This window comes from Cognatishimia activa, assembly GCF_026016445.1.
Classification (GTDB): Bacteria; Pseudomonadota; Alphaproteobacteria; order Rhodobacterales; family Rhodobacteraceae; genus Cognatishimia; species Cognatishimia activa_B.
In genome coordinates this window covers 984,107-1,002,634 of record NZ_CP096147.1, presented here as the reverse complement: position 1 = coordinate 1,002,634, position 18,528 = coordinate 984,107, and the positions used below count along the sequence as shown (strand labels likewise).

The window sequence follows — 18,528 nt, the reverse complement described above, 5'->3', positions numbered from 1 at the left end:
CAGAGGGGCAAAGCCCCTTAGAAATTAGTGATCGTGATCGTCACACATCGGTTTCATCAGCTCGACGTTTTCCCCATCGCGTACAGCTGTATAAAAGCAGGACCGACGGTTGGTGTGGCAGGCCGGGCCTTCTTGTCGCACCACCACGAGGATGCAGTCCTGGTCGCAGTCATAGCGAAAATCAATGAGTTCCTGCGTGTGGCCACTGGATTCGCCCTTGATCCAAAACGCCTGACGCGACCGCGACCAGTAGGTCACTTTCCGCGTTTCAATTGTCTTTTCAATGGCTTCAGCATTCATCCAAGCCAACATCAAGACTTCATGAGTGTCTGCATCCTGCGCAATCGCCGGGATCAGACCCGCCTCGTTAAACTTCAGCGCATTCACATCAAAAGACATCTCAAGCCCCTTTGCATCTCTGGTCAGGGCCTCTATCTAGGAAATCTAGGCAAAAGGAAACAGCCATGTCCGGTGAAACCGATCTGATCAAACTTTACTCAGGCCAAATTCTGGCGCTGGCCTCGGATATGCCACATACGGATATGCTGAGCGACCCCGATGCCACGGTAAAGAAACGCGCGCCTTTGTGCGGATCTACCATCACCGTTGGCGTCAAAATCGAAGACGGCAAGATCGCCGCCTATGGGCAGGACGTGAAGGCCTGCGCCTTGGGTCAAGCCGCCGCATCTGTCGTCGGTAAAAACATTGTCGGCTGCACCAAAGCTCAAGTCCAAGCGGGCCGTGACGGTCTGAAAGCCATGCTGAAGGATGGCGGACAGACACCTCCTGCGCCTTTTGAAGGCCTGGAAGTCCTGCGCCCGGCGCAAGACTACCGCAACCGCCATGCCTCCATCCTGCTCTCTCTTGAAGCAACACTGGAAGCCTTTGATCAGGCAGATCAAAGCGCCTGCGCGTAAGCTCATTCCTTAAACCCAAAAAAAGTCGCCGCACTTCCCGGGGAGGAAGGCGGCGAGTTCGCGTTCTCTATCGCGAGGGATGTTCTAAATGGGATGTTGTGAGGCAGACCCATAAAGACAGTACTGAAAACAGTGGGACAGGCAGTGTCGTCAAAACGCACAAATTGGGGACAGGTGCGTAAAATGAACAGCCCTCACCTGAGAACGCCAGGCAGTCAGAGGTTCGTCAAATTCCTTTAAATTCGGGGTTAGGCAATGCCAGGGATATGCAGGGCAACAATCATCATTACAGCCAATGCGCCAACGCCAATTGCGTCTTGCAGCAGAGTAGATTGTGAATTGCGGATCACTGATTTGATCTGAGTCATCATTGTGTTGCTCCTGCTCTCAATTCTTTGTTGCCTATTTGTTCTCATTTTTTGTTCTCACATGCAAGAACTTTTTGAGAACATTTGAGAACATTAAGCGAAATAAACGCTAACCCACTGAAATCAAACGAATGGCTTGATCCTGCTCCATGAGCCAAAGGAGAACGCGTGCCGCCTGCCCACGCTCAGATGTCAGGTCCGGATCATCATTCAGCAATTTGCGCGCATCCGATTGCGCCACAGCCATTAGTGCGGCCTGTGATTCCATATCGGCAATACGGAAGCGCGGCAGGCCGGATTGTGCGGTGCCAATCAAATCCCCTGCCCCGCGCATCTCCAGATCGGTTTCCGAAATTCGGAACCCATCATTGGTATCGCGCATCACTTTCAACCGTTTCTGCCCATTATCTGAGAGCGGCGCCTGATACATCAGCAAGCAGGTTGAAGCCTGATCCCCACGCCCGACACGCCCACGTAGCTGGTGGAGCTGCGCCAGACCAAAACTTTCCGCCCGTTCGATCACCATGATTGTCGCATTAGGCACATCTACGCCCACCTCAATCACAGTCGTCGCAACCAATACCTTGGTCTGACCACTCGCAAAATCAGCCATGGCGGCGTCTTTCCCAGACGGCGGCATCTGGCCATGCACCAAGCCACAAACACCTTCTCCTAAAGCCGCGCGCAGCATCTTGAACCGATCCTCGGCGGCGGTCAGATCCATGACCTCGCTTTCTTCCACCAATGGGCAGACCCAATAGACCTGCTTGCCCTCGGCCACGGCCTGGCGTAGCCGGTCTACGACCTCATCGATGCGATTATCCGACACCATCACAGTGGTGATCGGCTGCCGCCCCGGTGGCTTTTCATCCAGCACTGACACGTCCATATCGCCATATTGCGCCAAAGCCAGCGAGCGCGGGATCGGTGTGGCTGTCATCACCAAGACATCCGCCTGCGCACCTTTTTTGCCAAGCTCCAAGCGCTGGCGCACCCCAAACCGGTGCTGTTCATCCACGATGGCGAGGCGCAGATCCATGAACTCCACGTCTTTCTGGAACACCGCATGGGTGCCAACCAGAATATGAATATTGCCAGCCTTCAGCGCATCCAGCTTAGCTTTACGTTCCTTGCCCTTGTCGCGGCCTGTGAGGATTTCAACTACCACGCCTGCCTGTTCTGCGAGTGGCCGCAGCCCCTGCAAATGCTGGCGCGCGAGGATTTCTGTCGGAGCCATCATCACACCCTGCCCACCTGCTTCGACGGCATTGAGCATAGCCATGAAAGCCACCAAAGTCTTACCAGCCCCCACATCGCCCTGCAGAAGACGGTTCATGCGGTGCGGGGTCGCCATGTCATCGGCAATCTCGGAAATTGCGCGTTGCTGTGCGCCGGTTGGACGATACGGCAAAGCCGCAAGCACCTTACCTTGCAGCTTGCCGGTGGCCTGGCTGACACGCCCCGGCGCACGTTTCAGCTGACTGCGCGCCAGAGCGAGCGTCATTTGATGGGCAAAGAACTCATCATATGCCAGCCGCTCCCGTGCTTTGTTTGTGGCGGAAATATCCTTAAGGCCCTGCGGTGCGTGCGCTTCGGGAATAGCCTCGTTCCAATCAGCCCATGAGGCCTGTTCTTTTTGATTGGGATCAATCCACTCAGCCAAGGCAGGGACCATTCCCAAAGCAGAGCGCGCCGCTTTGGTCATCGTCTTCAGCGTTACACCCGAAGTCAGCGGGTAGACCGGTTCAAACTCCGGAATGCTGGCCGCATCTTCCTCAGCCAGCATATGATCCGGATGCACCATCTGAGCGATGCCATCAAAGAGCTCCACGCGCCCTGACACCAAACGCCGCGCCCCTTCAGGCAGTTGTTTTTGCAGGTAATCTCCACGCGCATGAAAGAAAACCAGCTGGAAGCTTGTCTGCGAGTCTTGCACAGTGATGCGATAGGCGCCGTTGCGATTACGGGCGGGACGATGTGTACCGACCGTCACCGCGATTGTGACGATTCCCGGCAATTCTGCGCCCTGAACCGTATCGCGACGACGGCGATCAATCACCGAATGCGGTAGTGTGAACAGCATATCGCGCGGTTTTTCGAGGCCCATCTGCGCCATATGTTGCGCGACTTTCGGGCCAACGCCATCCAGCTTGGTGATCGCCGCAAAAAGCGGGAACAGGATTTCGGGACGGCTGCTCACAGGCCTTCCGTCAACGCAAGCCATGCGTCTTCATCGATGGTTTCCACACCCAGATCAGCGGCTTTCTTGGCTTTGGAGCCTGCCCCCGGACCTGCCACCAGTAGATCGGTCTTGCCCGATACAGAGCCCGCCACTTTTGCGCCAAGCGCCTCAGCGCGCGCCTTGGCTTCGGCACGTGTCATCTTTTCCAAACTACCGGTGAAAACAACGGTTTTGCCCGCCACAGGGCTTTCTTTTGAGGGTGCTTCAGGAGGAATGATCGTCAACTCCGCCACCAGCCGGTCGATGGCGGCACGCTCTTGCGCGTTGGCAAAAGCGTCGGTCAAAGAAAGACCAACCGTGGCACCAATCCCGTCGATGCCGGTCATGTCCTGCCAAGCGGCGGTTGAGGTGATGGGTACACTGCAGCCAGCAATGGTGGCGTCCCGTGTCGCTTTGATTTTGGCGGAACGCCCTTCGGCCTTTGCCGCATGACGTTCGGTCTCCTCAGCTTCATCTGCCTTCCGCCATGCAACGGCCGCTTCGCGCGCAGTCTCAGCGCCTTTCACCAAAGCATCCCATTCCATGAAATGAAGCGCGAGATCTTTTGCCGCCGTTTCTCCGACATGGCGAATGCCAAGAGAAAACAACATCCGCCCAAAGGCAATCTCGCGTTTGTCTTCGATGGCCGCAAAGAGGTTCGTGGCACTCTGTTCACCCCAGCCCATACGGTTTTTGAGCTTGGTCAGCTGCGCCTCATCGCGTTTTGCAAGCGTGAAAATATCAGCAGGCTCTTTGATCGGCAGCGTTTCATCGTCAAAGAACATCTCGATCTGTTTGGCACCCAACCCTTCGATGTCAAAGGCCTTACGCGCCACGAAATGTTTCAGCTTTTCCTTGGCCTGCGCCGGACAAATCATTCCGCCAGTACAGAACCGAACCGAATCCCCCTCTTCGCGGACGGCGGGACTTCCACATTCAGGACAAGTCGGCGGGAATTCGTAGGGTTTTGAATCGGCAGGCCGTTTGCTCAGGTCCACATCTGCCACTTTCGGGATCACATCACCAGCGCGATAGACCTGCACCCAGTCACCTTCGCGGATATCTTTACCACCACGAATTTCTTCGCCTTTGTTGTCCAAGCCACGAATGTAATCTTCGTTGTGTAGCGTCGCGTTGGAAACCACGACCCCCCCTACGGTCACCGGTGTTAACCGTGCAACAGGTGATAAGGCCCCGGTGCGCCCAACCTGAATATCGATGGCTTCCAATCTGGTCCAAGCGGTCTCTGCAGCAAATTTATGGGCGATGGCCCAGCGAGGCGTGGTTGACCGGAACCCCAGTCGGCTCTGCAGCGCCAGGTCATTCACCTTGTAGACAACACCGTCGATGTCATAGCCCAGCGTCGCCCGCTGTTCTTCGATTGACCGATAGTGTGAGATCAACTCGCGTGCAGAATTGCATTTCTTTGTCAAAGGGTTGGTTGAAAACCCTAGTGTCGCAAGACGCTCCACCGCTTCAAACTGCGTCTCTGCGAGCGGAGCGCTAAGGTCACCCCAAGCATAGGCGAAGAATTTCAATGGTCGAGACTGAGTAATCGACGAGTCCAGTTGCCGTAGCGATCCCGCAGCCGCGTTGCGCGGGTTTGCAAAAGCTTTATCACCTGCAGCCTCTTGGCGCTCGTTCAACGCGGCAAAATCCGCGTGGCTCATATAGACTTCGCCGCGAACCTCCAAAATCTGTGGTGCGCCCTCAATCTGATGAGGAATATCCGAGATGGTCAGCGCATTGGCTGTCACATTCTCACCCGTCGCCCCATCACCTCGCGTAGCGGCCTGAACAAGTTTGCCGTCTTCATAGCGTAAAGACAGGCTTAGCCCGTCGATCTTTGGCTCTGCGGTAAACTCCAACGGGGCCGCTGAAGGCAATCCGAGAAAACTGCGCACACGGTCGGCAAATCCCGTCACATCTTCGTCTTCAAAGGCATTGCCAAGTGAGAGCATGGCTACCGCATGCGTCACTTTGCCAAAGCCATCGGCAACCTGTGCACCCACTTGGTCAGTTGGGCTATCTGCGCGTTTTAGATCGGGAAATGCCGCTTCAATCGCAGCATTTCGACGTTTCAACCGGTCATACTCGGCATCTGAAATATCAGGCGCATCATTGGTGTGATAAGCCTGATTGGCGGCAGCAAGCTGCTCCGCCAATTTCGCTAATTCAGCTCTGGCTTCAGAATCGGTGAGCCGTGAGATGTCTTTTTCTTCTGTCATTAGGCGCGTTCCCCTGCTTACCTATTTAGATAAATCGGGGTTCGCGCTTCGTCCAGAAGACATCTTCGTTCAATCGGCCTCTATCAGGCCAATTTTTGTCAGGACAAATATCAGGAGGCTTTGAGCGCTAAGGGTTCCTCAGGTTCTGCCACGCGTGGATCGGGATCGCGCAGCACATAGCCCCGCCCCCAAACCGTTTCGATGTAGTTCTCACCACCGGTCGCTTCGGTAAGCTTTTTGCGCAACTTGCATATAAAAACGTCGATAATTTTAAGTTCCGGCTCGTCCATGCCGCCATAGAGATGGTTCAGGAACATCTCTTTGGTCAGTGTCGTACCTTTGCGCAAAGAAAGCAGCTCTAGCATCTGATATTCTTTGCCGGTCAAATGCACCTGTTTGCCATCTACGTCTGCGGTTTTAGCATCCAGATTAACCGCGACTCGGCCCGTGTTGATAATCGACTGCGAATGTCCTTTAGAACGACGGATAATGGCGTGAATGCGTGCGACCAATTCTTCGCGATGGAAAGGTTTGGTCAGATAATCATCTGCGCCAAAGCCAAATCCCTTAAGTTTGCTATCCGTGTCATCTGCACCGGAGAGGATCAATATCGGTGTCTCAACCCGCGCCAAACGAATTTGGCGCAGCACCTCATGCCCCACCATGTCTGGCAGACCTAAATCGAGCAAAATAAGATCGTAATCATAGAGTTTCGCGAGATCGATGCCCTCTTCTCCCAGGTCCGTCGCATAGACGTTTAGGTTGGCGTGGGTCAGCATCATCTCAATGCTTTTCGCCGTTGCCGGGTCATCTTCAATCAATAAAACGCGCATACAATTTCTCCGAGAATGGTACAGCTAAAATTAACCTTGAACACCAAAGTCTTAACTTTTGGCTAATATCAATTTGAAACTATAAAAACCCGTTAAAGTTGTCTATATTTTTGTAACGCTGTTGTTTTGAGCCCGTCCTCACCATGGGTCCGAATGGCTTTCAACCACTCCAGAAACTCTTCTTCCGTCAGCGCATACCGTTCCAGGGCATCTTCCTGACTGATCAAACCATAGATTACCCCACGTACAACTGCCGCTTTTCTCGACGCCACCCAGCGATTTGTATTGCGCGGAGGCAAATCCGCCTGAGAGAACACAGATCCATCCTGTAGGGTCACCGCACGGCGGCCTTCCACCTTCTTTAAAAACATAGCCATCCCCTTTCGCTTGCGTATTTGCCAGAAAGGGGCTTAACGACTGGTGAAACGAGGGGTTGAGAGTGATTAGGATTTTCCTATATTCCTCACTTTCACCCCTTCTTGCACATTGGACGGCAAAATGGCCCTAGACGAAACACATCCGATCAACTCGCTTGGATTCGCGAAACCGCCGTCAGAGACGCGCGTTGTTGTCGCCATGTCTGGTGGCGTGGACAGCTCAGTTGTGGCCGCCAAACTGGCAGACGAAGGCTATGACGTGGTCGGCGTGACCCTGCAGCTTTATGACCACGGGGCGGCCTTGGCCAAGAAAGGTGCCTGCTGCGCTGGCATCGATATCCATGACGCGCGCCGCGTGGCCGAGGAAAAAGGCTTTCCACATTACGTTCTGGACTACGAGAACATCTTCCAGGACGCGGTGATCGACGAATTTGCTGACAGCTATTTGGCCGGCGCCACTCCGGTGCCCTGCATTCGCTGCAATGAACGTGTGAAGTTCAAAGACCTGCTGGAAACGGCCAAGGACCTGGATGCGGATTGCATGGCAACGGGCCATTACATCCAGCGCAAGGTTGGCGAATACGGCCCAGAGCTGCATTCCGCTGAGAATCCCAGCAAAGACCAGAGCTATTTTCTGTTCTCCACGACGCCCGATCAGCTGGCCTATCTGCGTTTCCCACTGGGGCACTTGCCTAACAAAGAAGCGACACGTGCACTGGCAGCAGAATACGGTCTGTCGGTTGCGGATAAACCTGACAGTCAAGACATCTGCTTTGTCCCGAACGGGGACTATGCGTCAGTAATTGAGAAGCTGCGTCCTGGCGCTGCTGAACCCGGTGATATTGTCGATCACGAGGGCAATGTGCGCGGTCAACATAACGGTGTTTTGCACTACACCATCGGCCAGCGCCGTGGACTTGGTATCGGCGGTCTGTCTGAACCACTTTACGTCGTGAAGCTGGATGTCGAAAACAAACAGGTAATCGTTGGCCCGAAAAGCATGCTGGCGACACGCACCGTTCCGGTGCGTGAAATCAACTGGCTGGGTGATGAGCCGTTTGAGAGCCAAAAAGAATGGCATCTTTCGGTGAAAGTCCGCTCGACACGTCCTCCACGCGAAGCGATTGTGCGCCCAACCGGACCAACTACGGCAGAAGTCGAACTGCTGACACCCGAAGAAGGCGTCTCTCCGGGGCAGGCTTGCGTGTTCTATGCTTCCGAAGGCAGCCGCATCTTTGGCGGCGGCTGGATTTGGAAAGGCTGATCAGCAATTAGTAGGCCGGGCTTCAGCCCGGCTTTTCTATCTTTTGAAATGACAGTGGGATTTCCGGGTTAAAGCCCGGCCTACGCCAACCCATCCAGCACAGCTTTGGCCGCCCGCAATCCCGGGTCTTCTCCACCTTGTCCAAGCTTAACCATCGTATCTCGTACGACCTTCAGCTGCGCATCAGGTGCGTCCAGGACACTCAGGACACTCGGCACGATGTTCTCAACAGTACAATTCTCAGCAAGATGCTCCGGGATGATCCGAGTATCTGTGATCAGGTTCGCCAAGGTCACCGTGTCGATCTTGAGCATCCGTTTGAAAATCATGCGGCTGATCGGGCTGACGTCATAGGCAATGACCATTGGCGTTTCGGAAGCCGCGAGTTCCAGAGACACCGTCCCCGATGCGGCAAGCGCCACGTCAGCAGCTTTGAAAGCCGCGCGTTTCTTGGCTGCGAAGTCCTCGATGTCCTGACCGGTTGGATCAAGGATCACCGGCGGATGGGCCATAGCCGCAACCTGTTCTTTGACCATCTCTGCCACGGGGCCAGTTGTTGGCAGCACAAAGCGCAGATCAGGTCGCGCAGATTGCAGAGCCTCGATGGCAGGCAAAAAGATCGGCAGCAGGCGCGAGACTTCGCTTTTGCGGCTTCCCGGTAGGATCAAAGCCAGCGGAGCCTCTTCAATCCCATGTACTGCGCGAAAATCCATCGCCTCATCCACTGTCGCCACTGGTTCTGATACGACCGGATGGCCAACGAAATCACACCGCATGCCTGCGGCTTCCATGTAGGGCGGCTCAAACGGCAAAAGGGCGAGCACCTGGTCGATGTGCTTGGCCATCTTGTCAGCGCGTCCGGGACGCCAAGCCCAAACTGATGGGGCCACGTAGTGCACCGTGCGTATATCGCTTGCTGCCTTCACTAGCTTCGCCACGCGAAGACAGAAATCCGGGCTATCAATGGTGATCATCACTTCGGGCTGCAAACTTGCAACGGCCTCAGCGCATTCCTTGATGCGGCGTTTCAAATGGAAGTATTTCGGCAGAACCTCTGCAATGCCCATCACAGAAAGCTCTTGCATCGGGAATTGACTGCACAGTCCCTCGGCCTCCATCAATGGGCCACCGACACCATGAAACTCCAGATCGCCCTGATAAAGCGCCTTCAGCCCCTGCATCAGAGAGGCCCCAAGTTTATCGCCAGACAGCTCACCAGCGATCAAATAGACCTTCATTTAAAGGTCCTCCAATCCGTAGATAAAGACGCCCAGATCCTCAGCAAGTTTAAGCGATACCTCGCGATCCAGCACCAAAACCCGACCCGCAGCAAGCGCAACACCGGCGAGGCCCGCCTGTGCAACGTTCCTGATGGTGTCAGGCCCGATGGCGGGCATATCAACGCGCAGGTCTTGGCCAGCCTTTGGGGCTTTGACAAAAACGCCCTTAGCGCGGCGCAGATGCTCTGGGGTTTCAGCGACAAAGCTCAACATTGCATCGGTGCCCTGAAGCGTTTCAATTCCCAAGCAGAGCCCACCAGCAACAACAGCACCCTGCCCGACGTCTAGCGAAGAGATGACCGACAGAATCTCTGTGCCTCGTTGAGCATCTTTCAACGCGGTTTCATCCGGCGCAGGGCCTGCGATCAGACCTGTCTTGGCGGTGATTTCCAAAATCTCATGTGCACCACGAACCGAGAGACCATTTTCTTCAAAAAGAGAGACAACCAAACGCAACAGCGCATCATCCCCCGCACCGAAGGCTGCCATCAGCCGCGGCGCAGTGGCCTGCATGAAATCATCAAAGTCCGCAGGATCTAGCTTTGGCCGCGACATAGCCCCAGCAAAAACAACTTCAGTTACACCTTCGGATTTCAAATCCACAAACAACGCGCCAAGCTTTTCAAACTGGTGTTCATGCACTGGTCCGCTTTGATCATGAGCTACGCCTTTCAGCGTGACAATCAAAGCGTCAGGCACGGCGCGCGCCAGTTCCACTGGCAGCAGCCCCTTGGCCGAGATGATGGCAAGACGCCCCATTATTGAGGCGTCAGATAGGAGCGATCGCTTTCGCCCAGTACAAAATCAATGATTTCTTTGACGTAGTCGCTCTCGGCGTTTTCGCCAACACGCTTGCTTCTCTCCTGGAAAGAGCCTTCGCCGTTGCCCAGTTCTTGGAACGCCTTGCGCAGGGCAGAGATATCCTCGCGCGGCACACCACGGCGCTTCAGACCCACGAGGTTCAAGCCATCAAGCTGCCCACGAGGACCCTGCACGAGGCCATACGGGATCACGTCGTTTGTCACCATGCAAACCGCGCCAATGATGGCGCCACGGCCTATACGAACAAACTGGTGCACACCTGACAGACCGCCGACAATCACATCATCCTCAATGATACAGTGCCCCGCCACGGCGACCGAATTCACCAGAATAACCCGATCCCCGATTTGTGCGTCATGCGCAACATGGCATCCGGCCATAAAGAGCCCATCGTCTCCGATTTTGGTCAAGCCGCCACCGCCCTCGGTGCCACAGTTCATCGTCACATGTTCGCGGATACGGTTGCGCTTGCCGATGACGAGCTTGCTCGCCTCACCTTTGAACTTCAGATCCTGCGGGATCTCTCCAATCACGGCGAAGCTGAAAACAACACTGTCTTCACCGATCTCAGTATCACCGATCACGATGGCATGAGATTTGAGCTCGACGCCCGCGTGCAGTACGACTTTGGGTCCCACAACGCAGAACGGGCCAACTTTGCAGCCTGCAGCAATGCTTGCGCCATCTTCTATGACCGCGGATACATGGACCTCAGCTTCGGGGGAAATTGCCATTCGTTTAGGCCTTCGGCAATTCCATCATCGCGGTGAATTCAGCCTCTGCGGCCATTTCACCTTCAACTTCCGCCACACCTGAGAACTTCCAGACCTTGCCGCCGGGCTTGCCACGCACAGTTGTCAGTTTCATCTCCAGCACATCGCCCGGCACCACCATGCGGCGGAATTTGCACTTGTCGATGGCCATGAAATAGACCTGCATGTTCTTGTCTTCCATACCAAGTTCCGTGCCCACCATGATCGCTGCGGTCTGCGCCATTGCTTCGATGATGGTCACACCTGGCATAATCGGGTTGCCCGGGAAATGGCCCTGAAAATGCGGCTCGTTCATGGTGACATTCTTGATGCCGGTCGCGGTTTGGTAGCCGTCAATATCAACCACTTTGTCTACCAGCAGGAAAGGATAACGATGTGGGATTATCCGTTGGATCAGATGGATGTCGGCGGATTTCAAAGATTCGCTCATTTTTGGCTCCTGCTGTTCTTTCGCGGTCTCTTTCCGTCCCTAACAACAGCTCGACGTCAGGGCAAGGGAACCCGCAACACGTTAGTTTTCGTTTGTTTCACTGTCTTCGGTTTGCTGGGCACCATCGCCCAACATCAGGTTGGCCTGCTCAAGGACAATCTGGGTCACATCAAGCGCGCTGCTAGATGCGAACACTGTACGTTTCTCCATCACAACCACGGCTCCTCTCTCGCTCAGAACCGTCTCAAACACTGGTCTCAGCAATTGGATGAACCTCTGACGCTCTTGCTCTCCCCATGCAGCGAGTTCAACTTCGCGTCGTTCCTGCGTTGTGCGTATGGTTTCTACGCGCTCATCAAAGGCGTCAGCCACCTTTCGGAAATCCTCAGGTGTCATATCAGGACGCTTTTGTGTAAGCGCGAGTTCCTCCTGGGATAGCTCTGCCTCAATGCGTCGATATTCCGCGGCAAGAAGCGCCGTTTCTGCTTGCTGCTCGGCCACAACTCGTTTGCCGAAGTCAGACTCCAAAAACAGTCTTTCGCTATCAATAATTAGAACGGAACTCGCAGGAAGGCTTCGCGATTGCGCATCAGCGACGATTGGCATGAGGCACATGCCAATCGTTATTATCAGGGCCTTCAGTACAGATGTCACCTTAGAACTCTGTCCTGATCGTCAGGTTAAAGCTCTGATCCCTGTCAAATGTCTGCTTGTCCAAGGCTTTCGACCAATTGAACTGCAATGGACCAATTGGTGTATCCCAGAATATCGAAACACCGACTGTTTGACGGGCTGTGAAGTCATCATAGAGCAATGTCCCCGCACCAGCAGCACCGTCAGTCCCCCAAAGCGAGCCAACGTCATAAAATACACCACCTGAAATGCCGTATTCCTCAGGCAAGCCGAGCGGGAATTCCGCTTCAAATCGCGCGACTGCGAAGAATTTACCACCCAAACCGTCGTTAACGGTGGTGCCGCCATCACCAAGAGAAACTTCACGTGGACCAATACCAAAGGGCTCAAACCCGCGGAACTGGCGACTGCCGAGGGCAAAGCGCTGATGAACACGCGTATTGTTGTCAGGCGCATAAATCGCACCGCCTTCCAGGCTCGCACGCAATGTAACGTCGCCATTCAAGACTTTGGTTTGAGCCACCGCACGTGCTGTTGTCTTAACGTATTCAACATCGCTACCAGGACCAGCAAAGTCCTGTCCAAACTCAAGCAAAATACTAGCATCGGGGTTAAGTCCACCAATGCGGCTATCGTAAGTATACGTATAGCCCACTTCGCTGCTATTCAGACGACCGCGCGCGGCTTCCGTGTCAATGATCGATCCAGCCACAGCGGAAGCTGTCGGCACGACCATATCTACGTCACTATAGGTATAGCGCACCTGCAAACGGCTTTGGTCTCCGAGTGAAAAGCCAAGGAACGGTTGGAACTGACCCGTGGTATTCGTATAGCGAACCGAGCTTTGGTTGCTGTCCTGATAACTTAGAGCAAATCCAAGCGCGACATCACGTCCAAGGAATGCTGGTTCTACAAAACTCAGTGTATAGTCATTCACATCGGGGGATGTTGAAACATTCACAGAGAGCGTTTGGCCGCGACCCAAGAAGTTACGCTCTGAAAAACCAGCAACCAAGCCAAAGCCAGAATCCGTCGAATAGGTACCGCCAAAGGACAAAGATCCGGTGGGCTGTTCTTCCACATCCACATCAACGATCACCTGATCAGGTGTTGAGCCCTGTCGTGCATTCACATCAGAAGCTGAAAAGAAACCGAGTGCGCGAATACGCTCTGCTGCGTCACGAATTTCACGCGGGTTGAAAGGGTCACCTTCGGCCACTTTGAACTGTTGGCGTACAACGCGATCCAATGTCGTTGTGTTGCCTTCAATGTCAATCCGCTCAACGAAGACACGCGGACCACGCACCAGAGCGAACTCGACATCCAACGACAAGTCACGATCGTTGCGGCTGATGCGAGGCTCAACCCGTACAAAGTCAAGGCCCTGCCTTGTCGCCTCACGTTCCATTCGAGAGATAGCACTCTCCACATGGAGCGGAGAATAGGTCTTGCCGGAGCGGACCTTCAACGTCTTCTCGAAGGTCTCGACATCAACTTCCGGCAAATCGCTAGTGACTGTGATCTCACCAAATGTAAACTGCTGACCTTCTTCCACATTAAATGTGATGAAGTATGCGTCTCGTTCACGCGCAAGCTCGGCATTTACACCGGTGACACGGAAATCGACGTAACCGCGGGATTGATAGAAATCGCGCAGAAGCTGTTTATCAAACTCGATACGGTCCTCAACCAGCGTGTCGCGTTTCACGACAGCGCGCAGAAGACCGGCTTGCTTCGTATCCAGTTCGCGGCGAAGGCGACGATCTGAATAGACCCGGTTGCCAACAAAGCTCAGGCGTTCAATTTCAGCCAACGAACCTTCGAATATTTCAAACACCAAATCCGCGCGATTTTCCGAGCGGCGGATGATCCGTGGGGTCACGCGGGCCGCAATACGTCCGCTTTGCGCATAGGCATCAGCGATGGCATCAGCATCTCGCTCTGCGGTCGCTGGGTTCAGCACACGGCGGGACTGGGACTCCACCACGGCTTCCAACACATCATCCTTGAGACGACGGTTACCCTCAAAGCGCACCACGTTGATCGTAGGAAACTCGACGACGCGAATGACCAGACGATTGCCTGCCGGTGTCAATTCAACGGATTCAAACAACCCGCTGCCCAAAATGCGTTGATATGCATCGTTTAAATCGCCACCAGAGACCACTTGGCCCCGCGCGATTCCCGCATAAGAGGCGATGGCAGCGTCCTCGATACGGTTGTTCCCTTCAATGGCGAGCGTCGTAAAACGGTAGCTCTGCGCCTCAGCCAATTCAGGCGAAGCCAATAAACCCATTGATAATACTACGGAAAATGCAAATGTTGTCCTGCGTAGCAACCCTTTTTTATGGTTGCGACGGCGGCTTACGCCCCCTGCTTGCTCGCTCATTAACCCAATTCCTGTCAGACATCCCAGTGGCATCGTGAGTACCGGGAATATGGCTTAATGTCAAAAGCACAAACCACGCGATCGGCAAGAACGCGTGGCTAATAATTTCAAGTTGTTACGGTCTGAAATAAATCAGCAATCAGTGCCAAAAAAAGCCCATGCTGCCCAGCTGAGCTGCAATGCCCAAAGACAGCAAAATTGCCGCCGGAAACATCACGCGTTCCCAGTTCACATTCCACAGCACGTTCATGGCGCGGTAACCGTTTTGAATCGTTTGCATGCGTCGCTCCGCTGCTTAATTGCCTCTTTGCAGGGAGTATCTACCAGCAATTGGGCAACATTAGGGCAACAAACGATTTTTAGGGTTAATCGTCAGAATTTACGGGCAGAAAAGATCGTTACTGACCCCAAACACCATAAGCGCAATGATGATCATAAGACCAAAGGTCATCATAACGCGAACCACATTGTCATTTGGTTTCCGGCGCGTGACCGCTTCATAGGCGTAAAATACCAAATGGCCCCCATCCAAAACCGGGATTGGGAAAAGATTAAGCAGGCCAATGGCGGTCGACAAAACCGCAATGAAGCGAATGAAATCACCAGAGCCTTGGCTCGCCATAGCACCAGACACCTGCGCAATGCCAATTGGGCCGGAAAGGTTGCAGCTGCTGATCGCCCCAGTGACCATGTGATAGAGGCCAGACAGAGACCCTTGGATGATATCGCCTGTACGAGACACGGCCACACTGAGGGCTGTTCCCAAACCTGCAGGTTCAGTTGCAGGCTGGAAGGCCAGACCTCCGCCAATACCAATACGCCATTGCGTATGGAAACCGCCCTCGGGCAGAGGTTCGTCAACGCGTTTTGGTGTAAGATCGAATTGATCAACAACCCCATCGCGCCACACGTCGAGCGCGAGCGTCGCGCCATCAGAGGACTCTACAGCAGTCTTGAGTTCCCTGAACACATGTATCGGCGTGCCATCAACTCCGGTGATCACATCACCTTCTTTCAAACCTGTCGCATAGGCAGCGCTTTGCGGTGCCACATGGGTGACATAAGGCGGATACAGATGTGGGCCTGTGACCAGTTGCTCGTCCCCATCGCGGACAACCAGATAATCCAGCACTGGCTGGGTTGGCAGACCATCAACAAAGGCATCGGAAGTCGCGCTGTCAGCATCGATTGGGAAGGCCGCGCCATGAATTTCCAAGACCACATCACCTTCTTGCAGCGTATAGTTTTGGTTAGGCAGATTACGCAGCTCGCCCACGATCAGCTTATCGCCGACGACCCCTTGGGACAGGATGACAGCGGTGAAAATCAGGATCGAGAGCGCGAAGTTAAACAGGGGCCCTGCCGCGACGGTTGCTGACCGCGCCCAAAGAGGGGCTCCATGCATGGTGGATCGCAGTTCTTTCTCGCTGAGGGTCGACATCGTCTCGCCGTCTTTGCCGGAGGCTGCGTTTGCATCCCCCTTGAAGCGCACATAGCCACCCATTGGGATGGCAGCGATCTGCCATTTGGTTCCGCGCTTGTCGTACCGCGAGTACAGCACCGGCCCGAACCCCAGAGAGAACACCTCGGCATGGATGCCTGACCAGCGGCCAACGATACAGTGGCCATATTCATGGATCGCGACGATCACAGAAAGCGCAACGATAAAGGCTACGATGGTCAGAGCACCGCTCTGAAAGCTTGGAAGAAGAGATGAAAGATCCAAAGTCGCGTACCCTTTATGGTCCTGTTGTATGCTCGATTGCGCCAAAGACGCGTATTATCATTTGCCAATCATTTAAGGCGCTATTGCGGTCATCGCAACGGGGCTCACCCAATCGTGGCGTCCGTTAGGCTTAGTCTTTTGTGGATAACTGTGGCGATTTCAAGAAATCTGGGCTGGATTGGCTTCGGAACCTTAATGCGGCAGACCGATCGTGGCCGAGATCATAAGAACCACAAGCGCTGCCGCCATCAAACCATCAAAACGATCCAGTAGCCCCCCATGACCAGGGATGAGATTGCTACTGTCCTTGACCCCCGCTCGGCGTTTGATCGCGCTTTCGGAAATGTCCCCTAGCTGGCTTGCGAAAGAGATGATCATACTGATCACTCCAAGCATCACGCCGCCAAAGATCAATCCCACGAAGAATGCAGCGACCCAACCGGCAGAGGTGCCCGCCCATGTTTTTTTAGGGCTCAGCGAAGGCCAGAACTTGGGGCCGCCAATGAGCTTGCCTGCAAAGTAGCCAGCGACATCCGTAGCCACGACTAGGAATATGAGCCAAAGCACCCATTCCACCCCATGAAACTCTCGCAACACAATGAGTCCGAAACAGGCAAGCAGAAGCCCCCCGGAATAAAGGGCGTATCTTAAGCTGTCAGTCGTTAGCCCGCTGATACCTACAAGGGCCGGAGCCAGAACAAGTGGCATAAAGAAAGCGGGCGGGACAAACAGGAGGGCCATGAAGGCCGCAAAGACCAGAAAGCCCATTTGTGCAGGCCAAGAGGCGCTCTTTGTGGGCGCCATTCGAGTCAATTCCCAAATCATGCCAGCCAAAACTGCTGCCACGAGAAAGTGAAAGATCGGTCCGCCTTGCCAGAGCCCGAACAATCCGACCGCCAGCATCACGACTGCCGACAGAACCCGCGCCTGAAGATCGGCCCATTTCCCGCCTGAACTCATGCAGGCACGGCCCCGAAACGACGCTTGCGTTTACCAAAGGAACCTACAACTTTCTGGAACTCTTCATCTGAGAAATCTGGCCAGAGCGTGTTCACAAATTCATATTCAGCGTAGGCTGACTGCCACAGCAGGAAGTTCGAAATTCGTGCTTCACCGCTTGTGCGAATGACCAGATCAGGATCTGGCAAAACTCTTGTATCCAAGTACTTTGGCAGTGTTTCTTCATTCACCTCATCAGGCGAGAGCTTACCGTCGGCCACATCCTTGGCCAGCCGTCTGGTCGCCCGTGCGACCTCATCCCGACCACCGTAGTTAATCGCGATAGTAAGGTTCACCACATCGTTGCCTGCAGTGGATTCTTCGAGCTCATCCATCAGCTTGACGAGTTTTGGGTCCAGCCGCACACGGTCGCCAATAAAGCGCACGCACACGCCCTCATCAATCAACCCGCGAGTTTCACGGCGGATATATTGACGAAAGAGGCTCATCAGGCCTGACACTTCACTTTGCGTGCGTTTCCAATTCTCAGTCGAGAAAGCAAAAATGGTCAGGTACTTCACGCCCAGTGGTTTACACGCCCGAACGATCTCTTTCACTCGCTTTGCACCGGCGTGGTGGCCAAACAAACGTGGCCGCCCTTTGGCCTGTGCCCAACGACCATTACCGTCCATGATAATGGCCACGTGACGTGGGCCCGCGTGGGGTTCTTCAGTGGCCATACTCGTACCCTTTGCCTCAGACCTGCATGATCTCAGCTTGTTTCACTTCCAGCGCCTCATCAACTTTCTTGATGTAGTCGTCGGTCATTTCCTGCATCTCGGATTCCCAGAGTTTCTGGTCATCTTCAGACATGCCGTCGTTTTTTGCTTTCTTGATCTGGTCCATGCCATCGCGACGCACGTTGCGGATCGAAACCCGCGCGCTTTCCGCGTATTGACCCGCGACTTTGCCGAGTTCGCGGCGACGCTCTTCGTTCAGCTCAGGAATCGGCAGCATGATGATTGTGCCGTTGAGCTGTGGGTTGATGCCCAGACCAGACTCTCGGATGGCTTTTTCAACTTTGCCAACCAGCGCTTTATCCCAGACGTTGATTGTCACCATGCGTGGCTCTGGCACGTTCACGGTGCCGACCTGATTGATGGGTGTCATGGAGCCGTAGGCTTCAACCTGCACAGGCTCCAGCATTGAAGCGGACGCCCGGCCAGTTCGCAGGGATGCAAATTCCGTTCTCAGATTGCCCATTGCGCCTTCCATGCGGCGGGTCAGGTCATCGGTATCAAGTTCAAAATCTTCGGACATGGCGTTTT

At 54.4% G+C, this 18,528-nt stretch carries 19 protein-coding genes; 2 read left to right on the top strand and 17 right to left on the bottom strand.

Features of this window, described 5'->3' with window-relative positions; all coding sequences use genetic code 11:
• Nucleotides 1–24: 24 nt before the first annotated feature.
• Entirely contained in the window at nucleotides 25–399 is a 375-nt protein-coding gene (gene hisI, locus M0D42_RS04860) for a phosphoribosyl-AMP cyclohydrolase (protein WP_265020479.1), read from the bottom strand.
• Nucleotides 400–464: 65 nt separating this feature from the next.
• Between hisI and M0D42_RS04855 the strand changes: the two genes are divergently transcribed.
• A complete protein-coding gene (locus M0D42_RS04855; RefSeq protein ID WP_265020478.1) occupies nucleotides 465–917 on the top strand; it encodes an iron-sulfur cluster assembly scaffold protein in 453 nt (150 codons plus the stop codon).
• 248 nt (nucleotides 918–1,165) lie between these two features.
• Here the strand turns inward: M0D42_RS04855 and M0D42_RS04850 are convergent, their stop codons facing one another.
• The 5 genes from M0D42_RS04850 to M0D42_RS04830 form a co-directional block, all read right to left on the bottom strand.
• Entirely contained in the window at nucleotides 1,166–1,288 is a 123-nt protein-coding gene (locus M0D42_RS04850) for a hypothetical protein (protein WP_265020477.1), read from the bottom strand.
• A gap of 106 nt (nucleotides 1,289–1,394) precedes the next feature.
• Nucleotides 1,395–3,485 carry an ATP-dependent DNA helicase RecG gene (recG, locus tag M0D42_RS04845; protein WP_265020476.1) on the bottom strand — a complete coding sequence of 697 codons (2,091 nt, stop codon included), beginning with the start codon at nucleotides 3,483–3,485 and terminating at the stop codon, nucleotides 1,395–1,397.
• Nucleotides 3,482–5,734 (bottom strand): NAD-dependent DNA ligase LigA, encoded by a 2,253-nt coding sequence (gene ligA / locus M0D42_RS04840; RefSeq protein WP_265020475.1) that lies wholly within the window; start codon nucleotides 5,732–5,734, stop codon nucleotides 3,482–3,484. The genes recG and ligA overlap by 4 nt, the downstream gene beginning before the upstream one ends.
• A gap of 110 nt (nucleotides 5,735–5,844) precedes the next feature.
• Nucleotides 5,845–6,567 (bottom strand): response regulator transcription factor CtrA, encoded by a 723-nt coding sequence (ctrA, locus tag M0D42_RS04835; protein WP_265020474.1) that lies wholly within the window; start codon nucleotides 6,565–6,567, stop codon nucleotides 5,845–5,847.
• Nucleotides 6,568–6,659: 92 nt separating this feature from the next.
• On the bottom strand, nucleotides 6,660–6,938 hold the full coding sequence (locus M0D42_RS04830) for a DUF1153 domain-containing protein (RefSeq protein ID WP_265020473.1): 279 nt from the start codon (nucleotides 6,936–6,938) through the stop codon (nucleotides 6,660–6,662).
• A 127-nt stretch (nucleotides 6,939–7,065) separates the two neighbouring features.
• Here M0D42_RS04830 and mnmA point away from each other — a divergent pair, with 127 nt between their 5' ends.
• Complete coding sequence (mnmA, locus tag M0D42_RS04825) at nucleotides 7,066–8,208, top strand: tRNA 2-thiouridine(34) synthase MnmA (protein ID WP_265020472.1); 1,143 nt, start codon at nucleotides 7,066–7,068, stop codon at nucleotides 8,206–8,208.
• Between the two features lie 80 nt (nucleotides 8,209–8,288).
• On the opposite strand, the gene lpxB is transcribed toward mnmA, so the two are convergent.
• The 11 genes from lpxB to frr form a co-directional block, all read right to left on the bottom strand.
• Nucleotides 8,289–9,446, bottom strand: a complete 1,158-nt coding sequence (gene lpxB / locus M0D42_RS04820; protein ID WP_265020471.1) for a lipid-A-disaccharide synthase — start codon at nucleotides 9,444–9,446, stop codon at nucleotides 8,289–8,291.
• Nucleotides 9,447–10,247, bottom strand: coding sequence for an LpxI family protein (locus M0D42_RS04815; RefSeq protein ID WP_265020470.1), 801 nt, complete (start codon nucleotides 10,245–10,247; stop codon nucleotides 9,447–9,449).
• Nucleotides 10,247–11,044 carry an acyl-ACP--UDP-N-acetylglucosamine O-acyltransferase gene (gene lpxA, locus M0D42_RS04810; protein WP_265020469.1) on the bottom strand — a complete coding sequence of 266 codons (798 nt, stop codon included), beginning with the start codon at nucleotides 11,042–11,044 and terminating at the stop codon, nucleotides 10,247–10,249. Before lpxA ends, M0D42_RS04815 begins: the two co-directional genes overlap by 1 nt.
• 4 nt (nucleotides 11,045–11,048) lie before the next feature.
• Entirely contained in the window at nucleotides 11,049–11,513 is a 465-nt protein-coding gene (gene fabZ / locus M0D42_RS04805) for a 3-hydroxyacyl-ACP dehydratase FabZ (RefSeq protein WP_265020468.1), read from the bottom strand.
• An 81-nt stretch (nucleotides 11,514–11,594) separates the two neighbouring features.
• Nucleotides 11,595–12,167: an OmpH family outer membrane protein gene (locus M0D42_RS04800; RefSeq protein WP_265020467.1), complete on the bottom strand. Its 573-nt coding sequence runs from the start codon at nucleotides 12,165–12,167 to the stop codon at nucleotides 11,595–11,597.
• Between the two features lies 1 nt (nucleotide 12,168).
• The gene (gene bamA, locus M0D42_RS04795) at nucleotides 12,169–14,535 is read right to left on the bottom strand and encodes an outer membrane protein assembly factor BamA (protein ID WP_265020466.1); all 2,367 of its coding nucleotides are present in this window, start codon (nucleotides 14,533–14,535) and stop codon (nucleotides 12,169–12,171) included.
• 139 nt (nucleotides 14,536–14,674) lie between these two features.
• Nucleotides 14,675–14,815 (bottom strand): hypothetical protein, encoded by a 141-nt coding sequence (locus M0D42_RS04790; RefSeq protein WP_265020465.1) that lies wholly within the window; start codon nucleotides 14,813–14,815, stop codon nucleotides 14,675–14,677.
• A gap of 99 nt (nucleotides 14,816–14,914) precedes the next feature.
• Entirely contained in the window at nucleotides 14,915–16,261 is a 1,347-nt protein-coding gene (rseP, locus tag M0D42_RS04785) for an RIP metalloprotease RseP (RefSeq protein ID WP_265020464.1), read from the bottom strand.
• A 192-nt stretch (nucleotides 16,262–16,453) separates the two neighbouring features.
• The gene (locus M0D42_RS04780; RefSeq protein WP_265020463.1) at nucleotides 16,454–17,221 is read right to left on the bottom strand and encodes a phosphatidate cytidylyltransferase; all 768 of its coding nucleotides are present in this window, start codon (nucleotides 17,219–17,221) and stop codon (nucleotides 16,454–16,456) included.
• Nucleotides 17,218–17,940 (bottom strand): isoprenyl transferase, encoded by a 723-nt coding sequence (locus M0D42_RS04775; RefSeq protein WP_265020462.1) that lies wholly within the window; start codon nucleotides 17,938–17,940, stop codon nucleotides 17,218–17,220. Before M0D42_RS04775 ends, M0D42_RS04780 begins: the two co-directional genes overlap by 4 nt.
• A gap of 16 nt (nucleotides 17,941–17,956) precedes the next feature.
• A complete protein-coding gene (frr, locus tag M0D42_RS04770) occupies nucleotides 17,957–18,520 on the bottom strand; it encodes a ribosome recycling factor (RefSeq protein ID WP_265020461.1) in 564 nt (187 codons plus the stop codon).
• Between the last annotated feature and the right edge of the window lie 8 nt (nucleotides 18,521–18,528).

What these genes read in the sequence shown, in the direction of transcription:
- M0D42_RS04780 (WP_265020463.1), bottom strand. Translation starts at nt 17,221, where the DNA reads ATGAGTTCAGGCGGGAAATGGGCCGATCTTCAGGCGCGGGTTCTGTCG.
- mnmA (WP_265020472.1), top strand. Translation starts at nt 7,066, where the DNA reads ATGGCCCTAGACGAAACACATCCGATCAACTCGCTTGGATTCGCGAAA.
- hisI (WP_265020479.1), bottom strand. Translation starts at nt 399, where the DNA reads ATGTCTTTTGATGTGAATGCGCTGAAGTTTAACGAGGCGGGTCTGATC.
- M0D42_RS04815 (WP_265020470.1), bottom strand. Translation starts at nt 10,247, where the DNA reads ATGGGGCGTCTTGCCATCATCTCGGCCAAGGGGCTGCTGCCAGTGGAA.
- M0D42_RS04830 (WP_265020473.1), bottom strand. Translation starts at nt 6,938, where the DNA reads ATGTTTTTAAAGAAGGTGGAAGGCCGCCGTGCGGTGACCCTACAGGAT.
- ligA (WP_265020475.1), bottom strand. Translation starts at nt 5,734, where the DNA reads ATGACAGAAGAAAAAGACATCTCACGGCTCACCGATTCTGAAGCCAGA.
- lpxB (WP_265020471.1), bottom strand. Translation starts at nt 9,446, where the DNA reads ATGAAGGTCTATTTGATCGCTGGTGAGCTGTCTGGCGATAAACTTGGG.
- fabZ (WP_265020468.1), bottom strand. Translation starts at nt 11,513, where the DNA reads ATGAGCGAATCTTTGAAATCCGCCGACATCCATCTGATCCAACGGATA.
- frr (WP_265020461.1), bottom strand. Translation starts at nt 18,520, where the DNA reads ATGTCCGAAGATTTTGAACTTGATACCGATGACCTGACCCGCCGCATG.
- M0D42_RS04790 (WP_265020465.1), bottom strand. Translation starts at nt 14,815, where the DNA reads ATGCAAACGATTCAAAACGGTTACCGCGCCATGAACGTGCTGTGGAAT.
- ctrA (WP_265020474.1), bottom strand. Translation starts at nt 6,567, where the DNA reads ATGCGCGTTTTATTGATTGAAGATGACCCGGCAACGGCGAAAAGCATT.
- M0D42_RS04775 (WP_265020462.1), bottom strand. Translation starts at nt 17,940, where the DNA reads ATGGCCACTGAAGAACCCCACGCGGGCCCACGTCACGTGGCCATTATC.
- lpxA (WP_265020469.1), bottom strand. Translation starts at nt 11,044, where the DNA reads ATGGCAATTTCCCCCGAAGCTGAGGTCCATGTATCCGCGGTCATAGAA.
- M0D42_RS04850 (WP_265020477.1), bottom strand. Translation starts at nt 1,288, where the DNA reads ATGATGACTCAGATCAAATCAGTGATCCGCAATTCACAATCTACTCTG.
- M0D42_RS04855 (WP_265020478.1), top strand. Translation starts at nt 465, where the DNA reads ATGTCCGGTGAAACCGATCTGATCAAACTTTACTCAGGCCAAATTCTG.
- bamA (WP_265020466.1), bottom strand. Translation starts at nt 14,535, where the DNA reads ATGAGCGAGCAAGCAGGGGGCGTAAGCCGCCGTCGCAACCATAAAAAA.